The organism is Acidovorax kalamii (assembly GCF_002245625.1).
Lineage (GTDB): Bacteria > Pseudomonadota > Gammaproteobacteria > Burkholderiales > Burkholderiaceae_C > Acidovorax > Acidovorax kalamii.
This window is the reverse complement of record NZ_NOIG01000013.1, coordinates 82,326-100,605: the sequence shown is the minus strand read 5'-3', so window position 1 is coordinate 100,605 and position 18,280 is coordinate 82,326. Positions and strand designations below refer to the sequence as shown.

15 protein-coding genes are annotated in these 18,280 nt (G+C 63.6%); 14 read left to right on the top strand and 1 reads right to left on the bottom strand.

The genetic code is table 11. The annotated features are described in order from the left end of the window. Positions 1 to 210 precede the first annotated feature (210 nt). On the top strand, positions 211 to 2,025 hold the full coding sequence (locus tag CBY09_RS21310; RefSeq protein WP_133066325.1) for a hypothetical protein: 1,815 nt from the start codon (positions 211 to 213) through the stop codon (positions 2,023 to 2,025). Then, the gene (locus CBY09_RS23770; RefSeq protein ID WP_133066324.1) at positions 2,022 to 3,371 is read left to right on the top strand and encodes an ATP-binding protein; all 1,350 of its coding nucleotides are present in this window, start codon (positions 2,022 to 2,024) and stop codon (positions 3,369 to 3,371) included. Before CBY09_RS21310 ends, CBY09_RS23770 begins: the two co-directional genes overlap by 4 nt. A 202-nt stretch (positions 3,372 to 3,573) precedes the next feature. Here the strand turns inward: CBY09_RS23770 and CBY09_RS21295 are convergent, their stop codons facing one another. Further along, complete coding sequence (locus CBY09_RS21295; RefSeq protein WP_094291578.1) at positions 3,574 to 4,485, bottom strand: LysR family transcriptional regulator; 912 nt, start codon at positions 4,483 to 4,485, stop codon at positions 3,574 to 3,576. Positions 4,486 to 4,639: 154 nt separating this feature from the next. On the opposite strand from CBY09_RS21295, the gene CBY09_RS21290 reads away from it, so the two are divergent. From CBY09_RS21290 to CBY09_RS21235, 12 genes are read left to right on the top strand one after another with little or no spacing between them, the layout of a single operon-like run. Beyond that, positions 4,640 to 6,304, top strand: a complete 1,665-nt coding sequence (locus CBY09_RS21290; protein WP_094291706.1) for a DUF1302 domain-containing protein — start codon at positions 4,640 to 4,642, stop codon at positions 6,302 to 6,304. Positions 6,305 to 6,318: 14 nt separating this feature from the next. Continuing rightward, positions 6,319 to 7,671, top strand: a complete 1,353-nt coding sequence (locus CBY09_RS21285; protein WP_094291577.1) for a DUF1329 domain-containing protein — start codon at positions 6,319 to 6,321, stop codon at positions 7,669 to 7,671. 13 nt (positions 7,672 to 7,684) lie between these two features. Then, the gene (locus tag CBY09_RS21280) at positions 7,685 to 8,719 is read left to right on the top strand and encodes a WD40/YVTN/BNR-like repeat-containing protein (protein ID WP_094291576.1); all 1,035 of its coding nucleotides are present in this window, start codon (positions 7,685 to 7,687) and stop codon (positions 8,717 to 8,719) included. Continuing rightward, a complete protein-coding gene (locus CBY09_RS21275; protein WP_094291575.1) occupies positions 8,716 to 11,115 on the top strand; it encodes an efflux RND transporter permease subunit in 2,400 nt (799 codons plus the stop codon). The genes CBY09_RS21280 and CBY09_RS21275 overlap by 4 nt, the downstream gene beginning before the upstream one ends. Before the next feature lie 19 nt (positions 11,116 to 11,134). Next, the gene (locus CBY09_RS21270) at positions 11,135 to 11,632 is read left to right on the top strand and encodes a nuclear transport factor 2 family protein (RefSeq protein ID WP_094291574.1); all 498 of its coding nucleotides are present in this window, start codon (positions 11,135 to 11,137) and stop codon (positions 11,630 to 11,632) included. 4 nt (positions 11,633 to 11,636) lie between these two features. Next, entirely contained in the window at positions 11,637 to 12,800 is a 1,164-nt protein-coding gene (locus CBY09_RS21265) for an alpha/beta hydrolase family protein (RefSeq protein ID WP_094291573.1), read from the top strand. Positions 12,801 to 12,846: 46 nt separating this feature from the next. Then, positions 12,847 to 13,788 (top strand): VOC family protein, encoded by a 942-nt coding sequence (locus CBY09_RS21260; RefSeq protein ID WP_094291572.1) that lies wholly within the window; start codon positions 12,847 to 12,849, stop codon positions 13,786 to 13,788. A gap of 9 nt (positions 13,789 to 13,797) precedes the next feature. After that, positions 13,798 to 14,148 (top strand): Rieske (2Fe-2S) protein, encoded by a 351-nt coding sequence (locus CBY09_RS21255; RefSeq protein ID WP_094291571.1) that lies wholly within the window; start codon positions 13,798 to 13,800, stop codon positions 14,146 to 14,148. Next, positions 14,145 to 15,275, top strand: a complete 1,131-nt coding sequence (locus CBY09_RS21250; RefSeq protein ID WP_094291570.1) for an FAD-dependent oxidoreductase — start codon at positions 14,145 to 14,147, stop codon at positions 15,273 to 15,275. The genes CBY09_RS21255 and CBY09_RS21250 overlap by 4 nt, the downstream gene beginning before the upstream one ends. 12 nt (positions 15,276 to 15,287) lie before the next feature. Further along, positions 15,288 to 16,448, top strand: a complete 1,161-nt coding sequence (locus tag CBY09_RS21245; protein ID WP_094291569.1) for an MFS transporter — start codon at positions 15,288 to 15,290, stop codon at positions 16,446 to 16,448. After that, positions 16,445 to 17,461 (top strand): tripartite tricarboxylate transporter substrate binding protein, encoded by a 1,017-nt coding sequence (locus CBY09_RS21240; protein WP_094291568.1) that lies wholly within the window; start codon positions 16,445 to 16,447, stop codon positions 17,459 to 17,461. The genes CBY09_RS21245 and CBY09_RS21240 overlap by 4 nt, the downstream gene beginning before the upstream one ends. A gap of 17 nt (positions 17,462 to 17,478) precedes the next feature. Then, positions 17,479 to 18,276 carry a cyclase family protein gene (locus CBY09_RS21235; protein WP_094291567.1) on the top strand — a complete coding sequence of 266 codons (798 nt, stop codon included), beginning with the start codon at positions 17,479 to 17,481 and terminating at the stop codon, positions 18,274 to 18,276. The last annotated feature ends 4 nt before the right edge of the window (positions 18,277 to 18,280 follow it).

Genomic DNA, 18,280 nt, shown 5'->3' with positions numbered 1-18,280 from the left:
CCTGAGGGGCTTGGCTGCCTTGCTGTCGGCGTTCGCTACTACTTCTGCGGAAGATGCCCGTCCACTGGAGTCTTGTTCGCATGGTTCTACCGAGAGCAGAAGGCGGAAGGGGCATGGCGAGTCGGCTACGTACGCTTGGCTGAAAGCCTCGTAGAAAGAGAGCTTACGAGGTCAGAACCGGGTATCCGGCCATGCGAGAGGCAATGCAGCTTGCCCCCAGCATTGGCTGATGTTGAGGGGCTCAACTTCGACGAATTGCTGCAGCCCAACTACGCGCGAAAAAAGTCCCATGACGACGACGTCCAGCATCGACTGGATGCTATCTGCCCACTGTTGGATCATGAGCGAGAGATCCTGCACGCTCTCAATCCGTTAAAGGAAATCGCTCGCATTCGAAAGCGCCTAGGTTTGAAGTCGCATGTGCATCGTCTCCAATACTGGTTTTTCTGCTACGTGCTGCATGGGCGAAACAGGTGGTCATTGAAGCCCAGCACCCACTGCAATGGAACATGGTCCCGAGACTCCGAGAGACACGCAGGCAAAAAATTCGGCAGGACTCACGCCAATGGCAAACGCTGGGGCTGGCCATCGGTGATTTTTCGTGACCAGGTAATTGCGAGCTACCTAAAGAGGTGCGGAAACGGAAAAACGATGCGCTCAATTTGCAATGCTGCGCTCACTGAGGACTTCGGATGCACCACTGTCTTCGACGAGCAGGGGCGCATACAAATGGTTCATCCAATGAACGAACCGTTTCCCACTTATGGCCAGTTCAGGCACATAGTCGTGAACAAGTTCGGTTTGAAAGAAGTCCAAACTACAGTCTATGGTCAGGCACGCATGCGCAGAGACGCTGTTGTAGACGAGGGGAGCTACTCGTCGCAGTACGCCAATGCGCTCGAGTGCTTGGAGGTTGATGCGTACTACTGCAAAGACCGACCTATAGCTTCTGACTCTGATGGCGTACTGCCAACTTTGGTTGTCGCCCGAGCGGTTTGTGGGGTAACCGGAAAGCGGCTTGGTATTGGTTTCTCCATCATCGGTGAGCGCCAGGATGCGTACAAATCAGCAATTGTTTCAATGGCGATGCCTGCTGAGATGCTTGCGCGGGTCTATGGCGTCCCGGTGGACTCACTGCGCGGGCACACGCCAACTATGTCCCGCTCGTTGTTGTCAGATCGAGGGCCTGCGGGGCAACAGTCGCTGCTGGATGATTTGGAGGCAAAGTTTCCCGTCAAGTCCATCACGGTCTCTTATAGCGGTCAGTCGAAGCCGACTGTTGAATCCGCAAATCCTCGAACGCCTAAGCTTGAAGGCGCACCGTCGTTCCTTCAAAGCAGCCACTTCCTGGGATCAATGATGAAGCGTGAGGTGCTTCGCACAATGGCTGAAAATCATCATTCCAACATCATCGAGCGGTTGGCGCCCGCCGTTGTTCACGAGTTTCACACACTGGCTTACCCCGCGACGCCACATTTCTACTGGACCTACTTGAGCGAGCGACTGCGCACCTGCGCCCAGTTTATGGACTGGCGCGACGCCATGCGCGCATTTGGGACTCGCACTAAGTTTGCGGTACTCAAGTCTGGGCTCGCGTGGAAAGGTGTCACTTTCAGTTCGCAAGAGCTTCGCGACGGTCTCCATGAGGAGCTGGTGCGCAAGGGCGTTGAATACGTTTCAGGGTACACGCTCAGCCTTGTCGCAAGATGCGTTTGGGTCGAAATTCGAGGGAAGCTATTGGAGCTTGAACCGAGCCTGCGGATTCAATCTGATATGGAGGAGCTACTTCTGCCCTTGTCGTCTCTGGTAGACCTTGTGCAGGAGAGGGCGGAGGTCAATTCAGCCACTCGGCAGGCTGCGCAGGCGTCGATGGTTCAACTGGAGAGAACGGTCAAGGAAGAAACGGGCTTCTCGCTAAACGCTGGGCAGCGTCGCGGCGGTTCTCCGAAAAAGACGGCTTCTGCCTTAGCCGAGGCAAAGGCTTTGCGCGGTGCGCCATCTGTGCCGACTAGGAGGCGTGCATGAAATCAAATCCATGGGTCGCTCCATACCTGATCGGTGGTGGTCCCAATCGCTATGCCCATATCGAGCGTCATGCGGTGGCTCAGCGTATCGATGGACAATCCGTTGTCGCGCGGGCAGAGGTTCTGAAAGCCGCGATGAAGAATGTTTTTCTCTGTGGCGAGCAAGCATCTTTGCTGCTGGACGAGCTCCTGGGGATAGGAGAAGGCCATGCACGGAATAACTTCGGATCTTCTCAACAGATGATTGGGGCAATGTACAGTCTTCAGCCATGGGGCGAGACTCAGTCTGCCCGCATGCTGACGGGCCTCGCAGGAACTGGCAAGACCCAGCTTGTACAAGCTATGAAGCGATTTTTTCTTGATCGCTCAGGAGGCGTTGAGCTGGCTGGGCACGGCAAATTTTTGAGTCAGCCTGCATGGTTTATGTCACTGAAGGAGGGAAGTAGTCTCAATTCCCTGCTTGCTCCCTACTTAAACGCCGAGATTGCAGGCGTTGAGGGTAAAGGCCTTCCAAAGAAAAGCCTCAGCCAACCACACCTTCTGCAACTCGCAAGCAGAGTCAGCCGTAGGGACGGTGTATGCATGATCTTTGTCGACGAGTTTCAATTCATCACGAAAAGTGACCAGGCGAACTCGCTGGCGATGTCGCTACTGCTGCAACTAATCAGCCTGGGCCCCCGCGTCGTCTATGTGGCCAATTTCAGTCTAGCCCGTAGGATGAGGAGGCGGCGTCCCGAGGACCGCCACCGAGTACTCCCTGATCCTTTGGAGCTCCTTCCTGATGCATCGGATAGCGCTGACTTCCGGAACTACATTGTGGAGCTGACCCGAGTAGCTCCGGACGACTTCAAATTCGAAGTCTCGGAAGTGACGGGACTACTGCACCGTTACACGTTCGGCATCAAGAGGGCTGTGGTCGAACTGATGGTGGGAGCCTGGGCGCACGCCAAATCAAATCGGGGTGGGCGCGCCGATGTTACGGAATCGGATGTGAAAGCCGCCTATGCTTCATCCGGGTACTTGGCTCATCGCAACGACGTGGAAGCTTTGTGGCGCCATTCCGTCGGTGGCAAAGATATAGATCCGGATTTGCTCAATCCGTTGCGTATTGAGGATCTGGCGGGAAACGTGGTCGTCGCTCAGAGCGCAATCGACAATTTCAACCAGCGCGTCAACGAACGGCATGTCGAAAGCATGCTAACCCCTAGTGAGCGAGATGCTCTTGCAAAACTCGCCCCTCCAAAAAAAACCAAGACTGCAGGCGGGAAGGTACGCCCATTGCGTCCAGGGGCGGCGACCAAGCAGGCACTCCTCGATGCGTTCGAGCACGTGGCCAAAGACTTGTGATCGTTTCTCGCAGAATTGTCGCTGCCATCGCGCGCACTGCGGCTTGCTGCCCAAAAGAAGAAACTGATTCAGTGGATTGGCCGTTGCTTGCAGCTTCGGCTGAAATTACAACTTTTGTTTTCTATTGATCTGGTGGCTTCGACGGATGCGCTTCTTATTACGGCTTCAGAGAGGCCAACCCTCAAATGCGGATTTTTCCAGACTATATTTCTCTGGCCACCTCCACAGCCCGTTCGCGCAGCCATTGCAAAGCCAGATCCTTGTCACGGTGGCGGTGCCATTGCAAGGTCTGGCGCATGACGGGAATCTCCAGTGGGGGCTCCCACACCTGAATGGGCAGCCCGTACTGCAGTGCGCGCTGGGCAAGGCGCTTGTGCACGGTGGCAATGCGTGCCGTGCCGATCACCAGGCTGGGCAGGGATGCGAGGGTGGGCGCGGTGACTTCGATGCGGCGCTTGACGCCGAAGCGCTCCAGAAACCAGCCATCGAACGCGGGGATCTGCCGCGCGCCGGAGTAGTCGGCCACCACATGTCCCGCCGCCAGGTAGTCGTCAAAGCTGAGCTGGCCTTGGATGTGCGGGTTGCCCGTCCAGGTGACGCACATGTATGTCTCCTCGAACAGCGTCATGCTCGGGTGTTTGGCCGACACATATTGCTCGGGGATGATGAGCATGTCGGCCCCGTACTCCTCCAGCTGTTCCACGGGGCGGGCGTTTTGCGCCCGCAGATGCACCTGGACCCCGGGCGCTTCGTGAAACAGCCTCTCGATCAGCGGCTGCATGAACACGGTGGTGGTGAAGTCTGACACCAGCAGCGTGAAGCTCCGGGTGTCGGTAGAGGGGTCAAAGCGGGGCTTCTCGGCGATGGTGCTGTCGATGCGCATCAGCACTTCACGCACCGGGTCCAGCAGCGCCTCAGCGCGGGGCGTGAGCACCATCTGACGGCCCTGCGGCACCAGCAATTCATCGTCGAAATACGCACGCAGCCGCGCCAGGGCATTGCTGGTGGCGGGCTGGCTCAGGTGGATGCGCTCGCCTGCGCGGCTGATGTTGCGTTCGGTCAGCAGCGCGTCCAGCGCCACCAGCAGGTTCAGGTCGAGTTTGTTGAATCGCATGGGCTACGGGTAAACGTTGATATCCGCGATATCAATTGATGAAATCTGAAAAATCCATTTTTCGAATGTGAGCTTACTCCCTACAGTAACCACCGAACCGATGTCCAGCCCCTTTGGTCATCAGATTCCCAAATAAACAGAACGGAGACAAATGATGAAACACTGCCCATCAGGCGCAGTGCGGCGGGGTGCTGCCCAAAGCCGCAGAAGCCGCCTCACGCTGGCCCTTGCCACTCTGGCTGTCACCCCCTGTGTTTCTGCCATCGAGCTGGACACTGGCAACCCCGACTGGAAGCTGCGCTGGGACAACACCGTCAAATACAGCCTCACCGGACGCCTCAACACGGCCTTGCCTGAGTTGTCTTCCGTGTTGCCCGTGACGGCCAACCAGAACGACGGCAACAACAATTTCAAGCGCGGCGTGGTGTCCAACCGCGTGGACCTGCTCAGCGAGCTGGATCTGACCGGCCCTCGCTACGGTGCGCGCCTGAGTGCGGCGGCCTGGTACGACCAGACCTACAACAGCCATACGGACAACACCAGCGCCACGTCCAACCACAGCCCTGCGAGCGATTTTCCGGCGGAGACCCGCAAGCTCATGGGGCGCAAGGCCGAGCTGCTGGACGCCTTTGTCTACGGGCGCTTTGACGTGGCTGACAAGCCGGCCACCGTGCGCCTGGGCCGCCATACCCTGCTGTGGGGCGAAAGTCTGTTCTTCGGCGCCAACGGCATCGCGGGCGGCCAGGCCCCGCTGGACCTGATCAAGCTGCTGTCGGTGCCCAACTCCACCTTCAAGGAAGTGGCCCGGCCGACCGGCAAGGTCTCGGGGCAGGTGCAACTGTCGTCCGACGTGACGGTGGGCGCGTACGTGAACTACGAGTGGGAGAAGACCCGGCTGATGCCCGTGGGGGCCTACCTCTCGACCAGTGATTCGCTGGGCCCGGGTGCAGAGCGCATCAATGCGGGGCCCACGGGCACGTTCATCCGGCAGGCGGACCTGGATGCCAAGAACTCAGGCCAGGGCGGCTTGCAGCTGCGCTGGCGGGTCGAGTCCATCGACACCGATCTGGGTTTCTATGCCATCCGCTACCACGCCACCACCCCCAGCAACATCAACAACGTGCTGGTAGGCCTGCCCCCCGCGCTGAGGGCCAGCAGCTACCGCTGGATGTACCACGAGGGCGTGCGCGCCTATGGCGCCAGCTTCTCCAAAACGATAGATAACTGGGGCCTGGCGGGGGAAGTCTCGGTGCGCCACAACGCGCCCCTGGCCAGCTCTGGGCAGTCCACCCTGGCCACCATTGGCGTGAATGCGGGCCTCAACAACAACAGCAACCCGGGCTACGCGGTGGGCGAGACCGCGCACGCGCAAGTGTCCTGGATCGCATCGCTGGGCCCTTCGTGGATTTCGCGCGAAGCATCGTTTGTGGGCGAGGTGGCCTGGAACCAGCGCACCAAGGTCACACGCAATGCGCAGATGCTCAACCCCAATGCCGACAAATCGGCCACTGGCGTGCGCATGGTGTATTCGCCCAGCTACCGGCAGGTGCTGCCGGGTCTGGATCTCACCCCCTCCATCGGCATGGGCTACACGCTCGGCGCCTCGTCAGCCGTCGGCCCGGGGTTTGGGGTGGACAAGGGCGGCGACATCAACCTCGGTCTGGCCGGGGTGTACCTGGGCACATGGAACGTGTCGCTGAACTATGTGCATTACCTGGGCAAGGCCGCGCCCACGCTCGATGCCGCCAACAACGCGCAATACAAGCAAGCGCTCAAAGACCGCAACTCGCTGACGCTCTCGGTCCGCACCACCTTCTGATCTGGAACTCTGTCATGAAGCACTACCTGCACATCGCGGGCGCCTGCCTGCTGTCGTCTGTGGCCCTGGGCGCTGCACACGCCGCCGTGAGCGCCGAGGAAGCCGCCAAACTCAAAACCGAGCTGACCCCCCTGGGGGCCGAGCGCGCTGGCAACAAGGAGGGGACCATTCCGGCATGGAGTGGTGGCTATACCACCCCCATCGCGGGGTTTCAGAATGGCGGGCGCCGGGGCGATCCGTTTGCGGGCGAAAAGCCGCTGTACAGCGTCACCGCCGCCAACATGGCCGAACATGCGAGCAAGCTGACCGAAGGCACGCAGGCGCTGCTCAAGAAGTACCCGCAGACCTTCCGGGTGGATGTGTACAAGACGCATCGCACTGCCGCCGCGCCGCAGTGGGTGTATGACTACACGGCCAAGAATGCCACGCAGGCCAAGCTGGATGGCGAAAAGGTGACGGGTGCCTACGGAGGCATTCCCTTCCCCATCCCCAAGACGGGCGAGGAGATCATGGCCAACCACGAACTGCACTGGCGTGGAGAGGCCTGGCAGGCCGACTTCCGGGGCTATCTGGGCACGGCCAACGGCCAGCGCGTGCTGTCGGTGGAGGGGCGTGGCGACTTCCAGATGCCCTACTACGCCCAAGGCCAGCACGACAAGTTCACGGGCGAGTACTGGACCATCCGCCTGGTTAACAGCGGCCCACCGGTGCGTGCGGGCGAGGCCATCACGGGCCGGTCGCACCTGGACCAGGACAAGAGCGCATCGTGGGTGTACCTGACGGGGCAGCGCCGTGTGCGCAAGCTGCCCAATGCCTGCTGCGACACGCCCACGCCTGCCACCGCAGGCGTGGCAAGTTTCGACGAAATCGACGTCTTTGCCGGGCGCAACGACCGCTTTGACTGGAAGGTCGTGGGCAAGCAGGAGATGCTGATCCCCTACAACAGCAACCGCCTGCATACGCCCACCAAGGACAGCGATGTGCTATTGGCCAATCACCTGAACCCCGACCACGTGCGCTGGGAGCTGCACCGCGTGTGGGTGGTGGAGGCCACCCTCAAGCCCGGCCAGCGCCACCAGGCGCCCAAGAGCCGCTACTACGTGGACGAAGACACCTGGGTGGCCGTGCTGGGCGACCGCTGGGATGCCAAGGGCCAGCTGTGGAAGACCATCTGGTCCCACCCGGTGGTGATGCCTGACCTTCCTGCCACCACGCCGCAGCAGCAGTGGGGCTTCAACGATCTGATCTCTGGTGCCTGGTATGCCAGCGGCGTGGTCAACGAGCGCAACCAGCACTACAAGATTGTGCCGCGTCGCCCGGACAGCTTCTTCTCGCCCGATGCCATGGCGGGCGAGGGTGTCCGCTGAGCGGGACGGAACCATGCATATTGCGATCTATGTAGCTGCAGCCATCGCTGCGGCGGGGGCGGGCTGCGCCTTCGCACAGGTGGGGGATGCACTCCAGCGCCCTGCACTGAGCGTGAAGGCACCTCAGCGCGCCGTGCTGCTGGCAGCTGCCGCTGCAGGGCAGCGGCTGGTGGCGGTGGGCGAGCGCGGAGTGGTCGCGCTGTCCGACGACCGGGGCGTGACCTGGCAACAGGCGGCCTGCCCGGTCAGTGTGAGCCTGACGATGGTACGTTTTGCAGACGAGCGCCGCGGTGTGGCCGTGGGCCATGGCGGCACGGTGCTGACCACGTCCGATGCCGGCGCCAGCTGGTCGTTGCGGCTGGACGGCCGCCGCCTGGCCGTGCTGGCCAAGGCGGCCGCTACCACGCCCCAGGCGCTGCAGGACGCAGAGCGCCTGGTGGCCGATGGCCCGGACAAGCCCTTCATGGATGTGGTGGTGTGGGACGCCCAGCGCATGCTGGCGGTGGGCGCCTATGGCTTGGCCTTCTACACCGCCGATGGTGGGCAGACCTGGGCGCCCTGGATGGGCAGGTTGCCCAATCCCAAGGCCCTGCACTGGTACGTGGCGCGTCGCCAGGGCAATACCCTGCTGCTGGCGGGTGAGCAGGGGCTGCTCGCCCGCTCCAGCGACGGCGGCGCCACGTTCGAGGCCTTGCCATCGCCCTACAAGGGCAGCTGGTTTGCGGGCGAGCTGCAAGCCAACGGACAGGCGGTCCTGGCGGGCCTGCGGGGTAACGCCTGGCGCACGGGCGACGCGGGCAACACTTGGTCGCAGCTGGTTTCGCCCACGCAGAGCACGATCACTGCCGTGGCCGACGACGGCCAGGGCGGTCTGTGGTTTGCCACCCAGGCGGGCGCTGTGCTGCGCCAGCAGGGCGATGCACTGGTGCCGCTGAACGCTGCGCCCGTGCCCATGCCGTCTGCACTGCTGCCGCAGCGCGAGGGTTCTTTGCTCGCGCTGGGCGTAGCCGGTGTGGTGCCCGTGGTGATACAGGGGGCGCAGCCATGAGCACGCCGTCCTTCGATACCCGATCGGGCTCGCTGATCGAGCGGGCGCTGTTCAACCACCGCGCCGTGGTGGTGCTGTTGTGTGCCCTGGTCACTGCCCTGCTGGGCTGGCAGGCCACGCGGCTGCAGCTCAATGCGAGTTTTGAGAAAACCATTCCCGCTAGCCATCCCTACATCCAGAATTTTCTGGCCTACCAGTCGGAACTCAGTGGCCTGGGCAATGCGGTGCGCGTGGCCGTTGCCCGCCCCCAGGGCAACATCTATGACGCGCAGTACCTGGACACCTTGCGCCGCCTGTCCGATGAGGTCTTCTTGCTGCCGGGTGTGGACCGTGCGCGAATGAAGTCGCTGTGGACCCCCACCACGCGCTGGGTGGGTGTCACCGAAGATGGGCTGGAAGGGGGGCCGGTCATCCCCGATGGTTTTGATGGATCGTCAGCCAAGCTGCAGCAACTGGTGGCGAACGTGGCACGCTCCGGAGAGATCGGCCAGACGGTGGCGCGCGATGCCGCATCGACCGTGATCTTTGTGCCCCTGCTGGCCAAGGATGCCCAGGGCCAGTCGCTCGACTACGCCCTGCTGTCGCGGCAGCTGGAGACGTTGCGTGGCAAGTACGAGGCCGAAGGAGTGGCTATCCACATCACCGGCTTTGCCAAGATCGTGGGCGACCTGATTGATGGCGTGCGGGCCGTGCTGGTGTTCTTTGCCATCGCGGTGGCCATCGCCACGGCCATGGTGTTCTGGTACACGCGCTGCATCCGTTCCACGCTGCTGGTCGTGCTGGCGTCGCTGGTGGCCGTGGTGTGGCAGCTGGGCCTGCTGCCCTTGCTGGGGTATGCACTCGACCCGTATTCCATCCTGGTGCCGTTTCTGGTGTTTGCCATTGGCATGAGCCATGGTGCGCAAAAGATGAACGGCATCATGCAGGACGTGGGACGGGGCGTGGACAAACTGGTGGCGGCGCGGTTCACCTTCCGGCGCCTGTTCCTCGCGGGCTTGACGGCACTGCTGGCAGACGCGGTGGGGTTTGCCGTGCTGCTGGTCATCGACATCCAGGTGATCCGTGAACTGGCGATTGCCGCGTCGATTGGCGTAGCCGTGCTGATCTTCACCAACCTGATCCTGCTGCCCATCATGTTGAGCTACACCGGTGTCAGTGCGGTGGCTACCGAGCGCAGCCTGCGCGCCGAGCAGGCCGATGCGGCAGGCGCTGCCAAACACCCGCTGTGGGCTCTGCTCGACCGCTTCACCCAGCGGCCCTGGGCCACGGTGGCCGTGGCCGCCGGGCTGGTCATGGGGGTGGGGGGCTTTCTTGTCAGCACGCAGCTCAAGATTGGCGACCTGGACCCGGGGGCGCCCGAGTTGCGCGCAGACAGCCGCTACAACCGCGACGTGGGATTCATGAACGCAGCCTATGGCGCGGGCAGTGACGTGCTGGCGGTGATGGTCAAGACCCCTGAGGGTCAGTGCTCCCACTTCGATGCGCTGAACAAGGTCGATGCGCTCGAATGGGAGCTGCGCCAGATCGACGGCGTCGAGAGCACCAACTCGCTCTCCCTGCTCAACCGCCGGGTGCTGTCGGGCCTCAACGAAGGCAACCCACGGTGGTACGAGTTCTTGCCCAACCAGGACATGCTCAACACCGTGACGGCCAGCGCACCCCGTGGGCTCTACAACGATGCCTGTGGGTTGTTGACGGTGTACGTCTATCTGCGCGACCACAAGGCCGACACCCTGGCGCGCGTCGTGGGCCACATCGAGGCCTTTGCCCAGCGCAACAACACGGCAGACACCCAGTTTCTGCTGGCCGCCGGGTCTGCGGGCATTGAGGCGGCCACCAACATCGTGGTCAAGGATGCGTGGCGAACCATGCTGCTCATGGTGTACGGGGCGGTGGTCGTGCTGTGTTTTGTGACCTTCCGCTCGTGGAAGGCGGTGGTGGTGGCCGTGCTGCCGCTGGTGGTCACGTCCTTCCTGGCCGAAGCGTTGATGGTGGCACTGGGCATGGGCGTGAAGGTCGCCACGCTGCCGGTGATTGCGCTGGGCGTGGGCATTGGCGTGGACTACGCGCTCTACATCCTGTCCATCACGCTGTCGCAACTGCGCGAAGGCAAGAGCCTGTCGGAGGCGTACTACCGCGCCCTGCTGTTCACCGGCAAGGTCGTGATGCTGACCGGCGTCACGCTGGCTGTGGGCGTGATCACCTGGGTGGCGAGCCCGATCAAGTTCCAGGCCGACATGGGCTTGCTGCTGGCGTTCATGTTCCTCTGGAACATGCTGGGAGCCCTGGTGTTGTTGCCCGCGCTGGCCCACTTTTTACTGAAGCCCGCGACGCCTATCGCCAACGTCCGCGCGACTGGGCGCGGTGTGCACGGGGTGCCGCAGGGCGCTCATTGACTGACAACGAGGACGAACCATGACCACGACCCACACGATGTGCGTTGCTGCCGGTCTGTTGCTGGCATGCGTCAACGCACAGGCCCAGCCCAGCCCCCAACCGGCCGCAGTGCTGGATAGCTACATCGCCGCAGTCCACGCGGGTGACATGGCCGCCGTGCGCGCGCTCATCGCGCCGGAGGTGGAGCGATCGGACTTTCCCGGCTGCACCCCGTCCATGGACAACCCCACCTGCCTGGCGCACTACATCGACGCCACGGTGGTTCGGCCGCAGGCCCGTTTGTCTGTGCTGAGCACCGAGGTGGATGGGGACCGGGTGTCTGCACTGCTGGAGGTGCGCAGCGAGCTGTATCACCGCGCCGGTGTGGAACGCATCGTGGGCCGCGATGTGCTCCGTGTGACCGATGGGCGGATCCAGTCCTTCCGCTTTGTCCCCGACTTTTCCGACGCGCCCACGGCCGTCTTTTTTGGCACGCTGGGCATTGGCCCGCGTGCCTCCCAAGCCCCCGCAAAGTGATCCTATGTTCAAGTACTTTCCTACCAACTACGTCTGGAACCTCTCGGTCGATCTGGCCATCGAGATGGGCGCACGCATCGGTGAAATCGAGGAGATGTGCGCTCCGCTGCAAGAGGCCGCCAAGGCGCCCGATGCCGCTGGCACGCAGGCCTTCCGTGAAACCTGGGTGCGCATGGCGGACAAGCTCTGCGGCTTGGCCGAAGAAGATGAAGCGCGCGGCTGGCTGTATTCCGCTGGCGAGAAATACCGCCGCGCCTCCAGCTATCTCATCACCGCAGAGCGCCTGCAGGCGCACAGCGCTCCGGGCCGACTGGCCCTTTACGAGCGCGAGCTGGAACTGTTCCTCAAGGGCTCACGCCTGCTGGGCGACCGGGTGCAGCGTGTGGAGATTCCCTATGAAGGCAAGCACCTGTCGGCGCTGTACTACCCGGCCCATGGTCTGAAATCGGGGGAGCGGGCGCCCTTGCTCGTGCAGCTAAACGGCCTGGATTCGACCAAGGAAATGAAGTATCTGGTCGGGTTGCCAGCATGGCTGGCCCAACGTGGTGTGTCCTCTCTGGTAGTGGACCAGCCGGGTACCGGCGAGGCGCTGCGGCTGCACGGGCTGACGGCACGGTACGACACCGAACACTGGGCGAGCCGCGTGGTGGACTGGCTGGAGCAGCACCCCGACGTGGACCCAAAGCGCATCGGCTGCGAGGGCGTTTCGCTAGGCGGCTACTATTGCCCGCGCGCCGTGGCCATGGAGCCGCGTTTTGCCTGCGGCGTAGCCTGGGGCGCCAACCACGACTGGCGTGATGTGCAAAAGCGCCGGTTGGAGAAAGAGGGCGACTTCCCCGTGCCGCACTACTGGGCTCACGTGTGCTGGGTCTGGGGCGCCAAGGACGTGGACGAGTTCATGCACATCGCGGAAAACGTGCACCTCGATGGCGTGGTCGAGAAGATCAAGGTGCCTTTCCTGGTCACGCACGGCGAGCGCGACTCGCAGATCCCGCTCAAGTGGGCGCACCGCACCTATGAGCAGCTGGTCAACAGCCCGAAGCGCGAACTCAAGATCTTCACCGACCGTGAAGGCGGCGTGCAGCACGCCAGCTTTGACAACAGCATCAACGCCGGCCACTACATCGCCGACTGGGTGGCCCAGACCCTGGGTAGTCATACCGCCTGAGAGCCCCGCAACTGCCCTGACAACCTCTACCACCAAGGATCAACAGATGAACATCATTGGACCCGACGCGCTCGTTTTTGGCGTGGACGACGTCGCTGCCTGCGCCCAGTACCTTACCGACTACGGACTCACTCCCGTGGGCGTCACCGCTGCTGGTGGGCGCTTTGAAGCGCTGGACGGCACATGCGTGGAGATCCGCTCCCAGAGCGATCCTTCCCTGCCCCCCGCGCTGGGCACTGCCAGCATGTTGCGCGAAACGGTCTACGGGGTCGCAGATGCGGCCACGCTCGACGCCATCGAAGCCGAGCTGGCGCGCGACCGCGCCGTGGTGCGCCAGGGCGGCGTGCTGCGCACCGCCGATGACTTGGGCTTTGCCCTCGCTTTCCAGGTCACGGTGCGCAAGCCGCTGGCATTGCCTGCTGAGGCCGTGAACGCGCCCGGTGCCGTCCCGCAGCGTGGGCCCAACGCCCTGGGCCTGTCGCCCGACATGGCGGCGCGGCCCCGTTCGCTGTCGCATGTGGTGTATTTCGTGCCCGATGCGGCCAAGGCCGAGGCGTTCTACGCCCGACTGGGCTTTGTGTGCACCGATCGCTTCACGGGTGTGGGACCGTTCTTGCGCCCTGCGGGCACGCAAGACCACCACACGCTGTTCATGATCCAGACGCCTCCGTTTATGAAGGGCTGCGAACACTTCACCTTCCACATGGGCGGCCCCACCGATGTGTTGCTGGCGGGGACGCGGTTTGTTGAAAAGGGCTACCAGAGCTTCTGGGGGCCGGGGCGCCACAAGTTTGGCAGCAACTGGTTCTGGTACTTCAACTCGCCCCTGGGTTGCCATGTGGAGTACGACGCCGACATGGACCAGCATGACGACAGCTGGGCCGCGCGCGAGGTGCCGATGAGTGCCGATGCTTCGCAGCTCTTCCTCTTTCAACACCGCGAGAAGTGGGCGCCTTCGGGCCCGCCACCTGCTGGTGCACCGCACTGAGAGCCGACCATGAAGCTCTGCCACTGGAACGATCTGCCCGATGGCGAGTCGCGGGGCTTTGACCCCGCAGGCCGTGGGCAGGACACGGTGCTCATCGTGCGCCAGGGCGAGCGGCTGTACGCCTATGCCGATCTGTGCCCCCACCTGGACACCCCCATGGCATGGCGCAAGGACAAGTACCTGAATGCAGCAGGTGATCGCATCGTCTGCGCGGCACACGGCGCGCTGTTTGACATCACCAATGGGCTGTGTACCTTGGGCCCGTGCCTGGGCGACGCCTTGGTGCCCGTGCCATTGACAGTACAAGCGAACGGCGAGATCCACATCGCCCCTACCAATCACAAGGAGACAAACCCATGAGCCTTTCTCACCAACGCATTTTGATCATCGGCGGGGGCTTTTCCGGCATGGCAGCCGCCATCGAACTGCGCAAGCAGGGTGCCCAGGTGGACCTGGTAGAGATCGACCCCGGCTGGCGCAGCTACGGTGCGGGCATCAGCCTGGGGGGCGCCACGCTGCGGGCGTTTCGGCGCCTGGGAATTCTCGAAGCGTTTCTGGCGCAGGGCAACGCCTCGGACGGCGTGAAACTGCACCTGCCTCACGGCCCTCTGGTGGCCACCTTGTCCACGCCCCGCATTGCGGGGGGCGATGTTCCAGGCGGCGGTGCCATCATGCGCCCGGTGCTGGCCCGCATCCTGGCCGAGGCCACCCGCGCGGCGGGCACCAACGTCCGCCTCGGCTGCACCTTTTCTGCCATTGAGCAAGAGGCCAACGGCGTGCAGGTCACTTTCACCGACGGACAGCGCCAGCGCTATGACTTGGTGATCGGCGCCGACGGCCTCAACTCCAAGGTGCGTGAGGCGGTGTTTGAAAACGCCCCCCAGCCACGTTACAGCGGCCAAGCGGTATGGCGCGCCGTCCTGCCCAAGCCGCCAGAGATCGAGACCGCCACGATGTGGATGGGCCCGAAGATCAAACCCGGCGTGAACCCTGTCTCCAAGACCGAGATGTATCTCTTCGTCACCGAGCCGCGCCCGACCAACGACCATGTCGATCCGGCCACCTTTGCGGACCGGTTGCGTGCATTGCTCGATGGGTTTTCCGCCCCCACGCTGCAGTCCATCCGCAGCCAGATTGGACCGGATTCACAGATTGTGTTTCGCCCGCTCGAAGGCCTGCTCATGCCACGCCCGTGGTCGCGCGGCCGGGTGGTGCTGATTGGTGACACGGTGCACGCCACCACGCCGCATCTGGCGTCCGGGGCCTGCATCGGGATCGAGGACGCCTTGGTGCTGGCCGATGAACTGGCTCAGTCGGGCGATGTACCGACTGCGTTGTCGGCCTTCGAAGCCCGCCGCTGGGAGCGTTGCCGCATGGTGGTCGAAAACTCCGCCCGGCTGGGCGAGATCGAAATCGAAGGCGGCGACAAGGAGGAGCATTCGCGCATCATGCGCGAGTCCCTCATGGCGTTGTCCCAACCCATCTGAGGCGAGGTGCGCATGATCACAACCCAATCGCTGCGGGGCCGGGTGGCCCTGATGGTGGGCCACTGCGCAGGCATGGTGGATCTGGTGGCCTTGCCCGTCTGGGTGGGCACGCTGATATCGGTGTACCGCTTCGACCCGCAGCAGGCCGGCTTGCTGGCGACGCTGTTTTTGGCTGGAGCGGTGGCCGCCAGCCTGGTGTTGGCGCCGTTCTTTCAGTTGTTGCGCGGGCGCACCGTGGCGACCTGCGGCTTTGCCGGCGCGGCCGTGGCGTTTGCCGTGGCGTCCACCACCACCCAGTTCGCCTTGTTGGCGATGCTGCATGCGGGGGCAGGTATTGCTGCGGGCACGGCCCTGAGCGTTACCCATGGCACCATTGCCCGCAGCCCCAACCCCCACCGCATGTTCGCCCTGGTGGGCATGGCACTGGGGGTATTTGCCATCGCGTTCCTGGGGGGCACCCCCGTGCTGGTGGCCAAGCTGGGTGGACCCGCGTTGTTCCAGGTCTTTGCCGGCGTCATGGCAGTGGGCGCGGTGGTGGCGGCTCTGGCGTTTCCCGAGGCCGACAGCGTAGGCGGCGCGGCCACTTCGCGGGCTCCGGCTGCGCCTCTGCCCGCTGCGGTCTGGTGGGGCGTGCTGGGCATCGCGGCGCTCGGGCTGGTGCAGTCCATGACCTTCAGCTTTCTGGAGCGCGTGGGCAGTGACCGGGGCTACGGACTTCAGGCCGTCACCGGCGTGCTGATTGCCCTGGGCGTCGTCAACCTCTTTCCCGCAGCGTTGGCCGCTGTGCTGGAAAAGCGCTGGGCTGCCCGCAGCGTTCTGCTGTCGGGACCTGCGCTGCAGGCCTTGCTGGTGGTGGTGATCATGAACTCGCCCGTGTTTGCGCCCTATGCCGCAGCCGCCGCCGTGTTTGCGGCCGTGATGATCTTCACGCACACCTTTGCCTTTGGCGTGCTGGCGCGGCTGGACCCCAGCGGCCGTGCCTTGGCCGCCACCCCCGCCATGCTCATGTTCGGCGCGGCCATTGGGCCCATCCTCGGCGGCACCTTGGTCAAGGCCTGGGGCTATGGCAGCCTGGGGGTTGCGGCTTTGGTGATCGACGCGGTGGCGGTCTATGCATTTGCACGCATCCACCGTGCCCCGGGTACTGCAGGTGCAGTGAAAGGCATGGCATGAGCAGCCCTGTTGCCTTTGTGCAGACGCAGCCCTGGCTCAGCCGCCGCGCCTGCCTGGTGGCGGCTGCAGCAGGCATGGCTGCGCCGTGGGTCCAAGCGCAGTCAGGCCGACACATCACCTTCATCGTGCCCCAGCCTGCGGGCAACCCCAGCGATGTGTTTGCACGCAAGCTCCAGACCCTGATGCAGCGGGAGCTGGGTCAGACCATCGTCATCGAGAACCTGCCGGGCGCCGGTGGCTCCATCGGTGTACAGCGCATGCTGAACGCGCCTGCCGATGGTGCGACGGTGGTGGTGGTTTCGCAGACCGAGCCCATCCTCACCCCGTTGTCGCTGGCCAGCGCGCGCTACAAGCCCGAGCAGATGCGCGCCATCGGCACACTGGGGCGCACCAGCTACGTGCTGGCAGGCCGGGCCGACATGCCCGCCACCACCCATGCGCAGTTGCTGGACATGGCGCGGCAAGCGGCTGCTGCTGGCAAGCCACTGACTTTCGGGCACATTGGGCAAGGCTCGATGATCCACCTCATGGGGACCCAGTGGGCGCGCCTGTGTGGCGTGCGGCTGGTGCATGTGCCTTACCGGGGCGTGCCACCGGTCGTGCAAGACCTCATGGGCAATCAGATTGATATGTCCTTTGTGCCGCTGGGCGGCGCAGCGCTGAACATGCTGGAGACGGGCAAGCTGCGTGCCTTCGGTAGCACCGCCGCCAAGGCGCCTTCGCTGCTGCCCCACCTCGCACCGCTGAGCCAGCAGTCTGCAGCGCTCAAGGGCTTTGAATACACCGCCTGGGGTGCGCTGCTGGTGGCGCGCCATACCCCCGATGCGGCAGTGCATCGCCTGCACCAGGCCTTCGGTGTGGCCCTGCGCGACCCCGAGGTCCAGAGCTTTTTGCGCGCCAACGGCACCGAGCCCCAGGAGCCGCTATCGCTCGACGCCCTGGAAAAGTTTTACCAATCCGAAATCCAGATCCATCAGGCCCTCGCCCGCACCGTGGGCGTGGTGCCTGAGTGAGCTTTGTAACCCCTGCCATGACCAAACCCCCACGCCGCTTTGTGGACCTTTCCATTTATCTGGAAAACGATGTCCTCTCCGACCCGCCGCCCCTGGCGCCCAAGATCACCTACCAAAAGCACGCCGACACGCTGCCCGAGTTCATGGCCATGATCCCGGGCACGCAACCGGATGATTACCCCGATGGCGAAGCCGCAGCGGCCGAGTGGGTGACGCTCACCACGCACAACGGCACCCACCTGGATGCGCCGTGGCACTTCCACTCCACGCAGGATGCAAAGAACGGCGGTGCCCGCCCCTCCATCACCATCGACGAGGTGCCGCTGGAGTGGTGCTTTCAGCCGGGTGTGAAGCTGGACTTCCGCCATCTGCCCGATGGCTATGTGGCCACTTCGGCCGATGTAGAGGCTGAGCTGGCCCGCATCGGGCACACGCTGCAGCCGCTCGACATCGTGGTGGTCAACACCCGCGCTGGGTCGCGCTACGGGCACAAGGACTACCTGGGCGCCGGTTGCGGTATGGGCTACGAAGCGACGATGTACCTGCTGGAGCGCGGTGTGCGCCTCACGGGCACCGATGCCTGGAGCTGGGATGCGCCGTTTTCGTATACCGCCCAGCGCGTGGCCGAGACGGGCAACAAGGCCCTGATCTGGGAGGGGCACAAGGCGGGCCGCGATATCGGCTACTGCCATCTGGAGAAGCTGCACAACCTGGAGGCGCTGCCGCCCACGGGTTTCACGATCAGCTGCTTCCCCCACAAGATCCGCGGTGCCTCGGCAGGCTGGACGCGCGCGGTCGCCATTTTTGAAGACTGAGGAG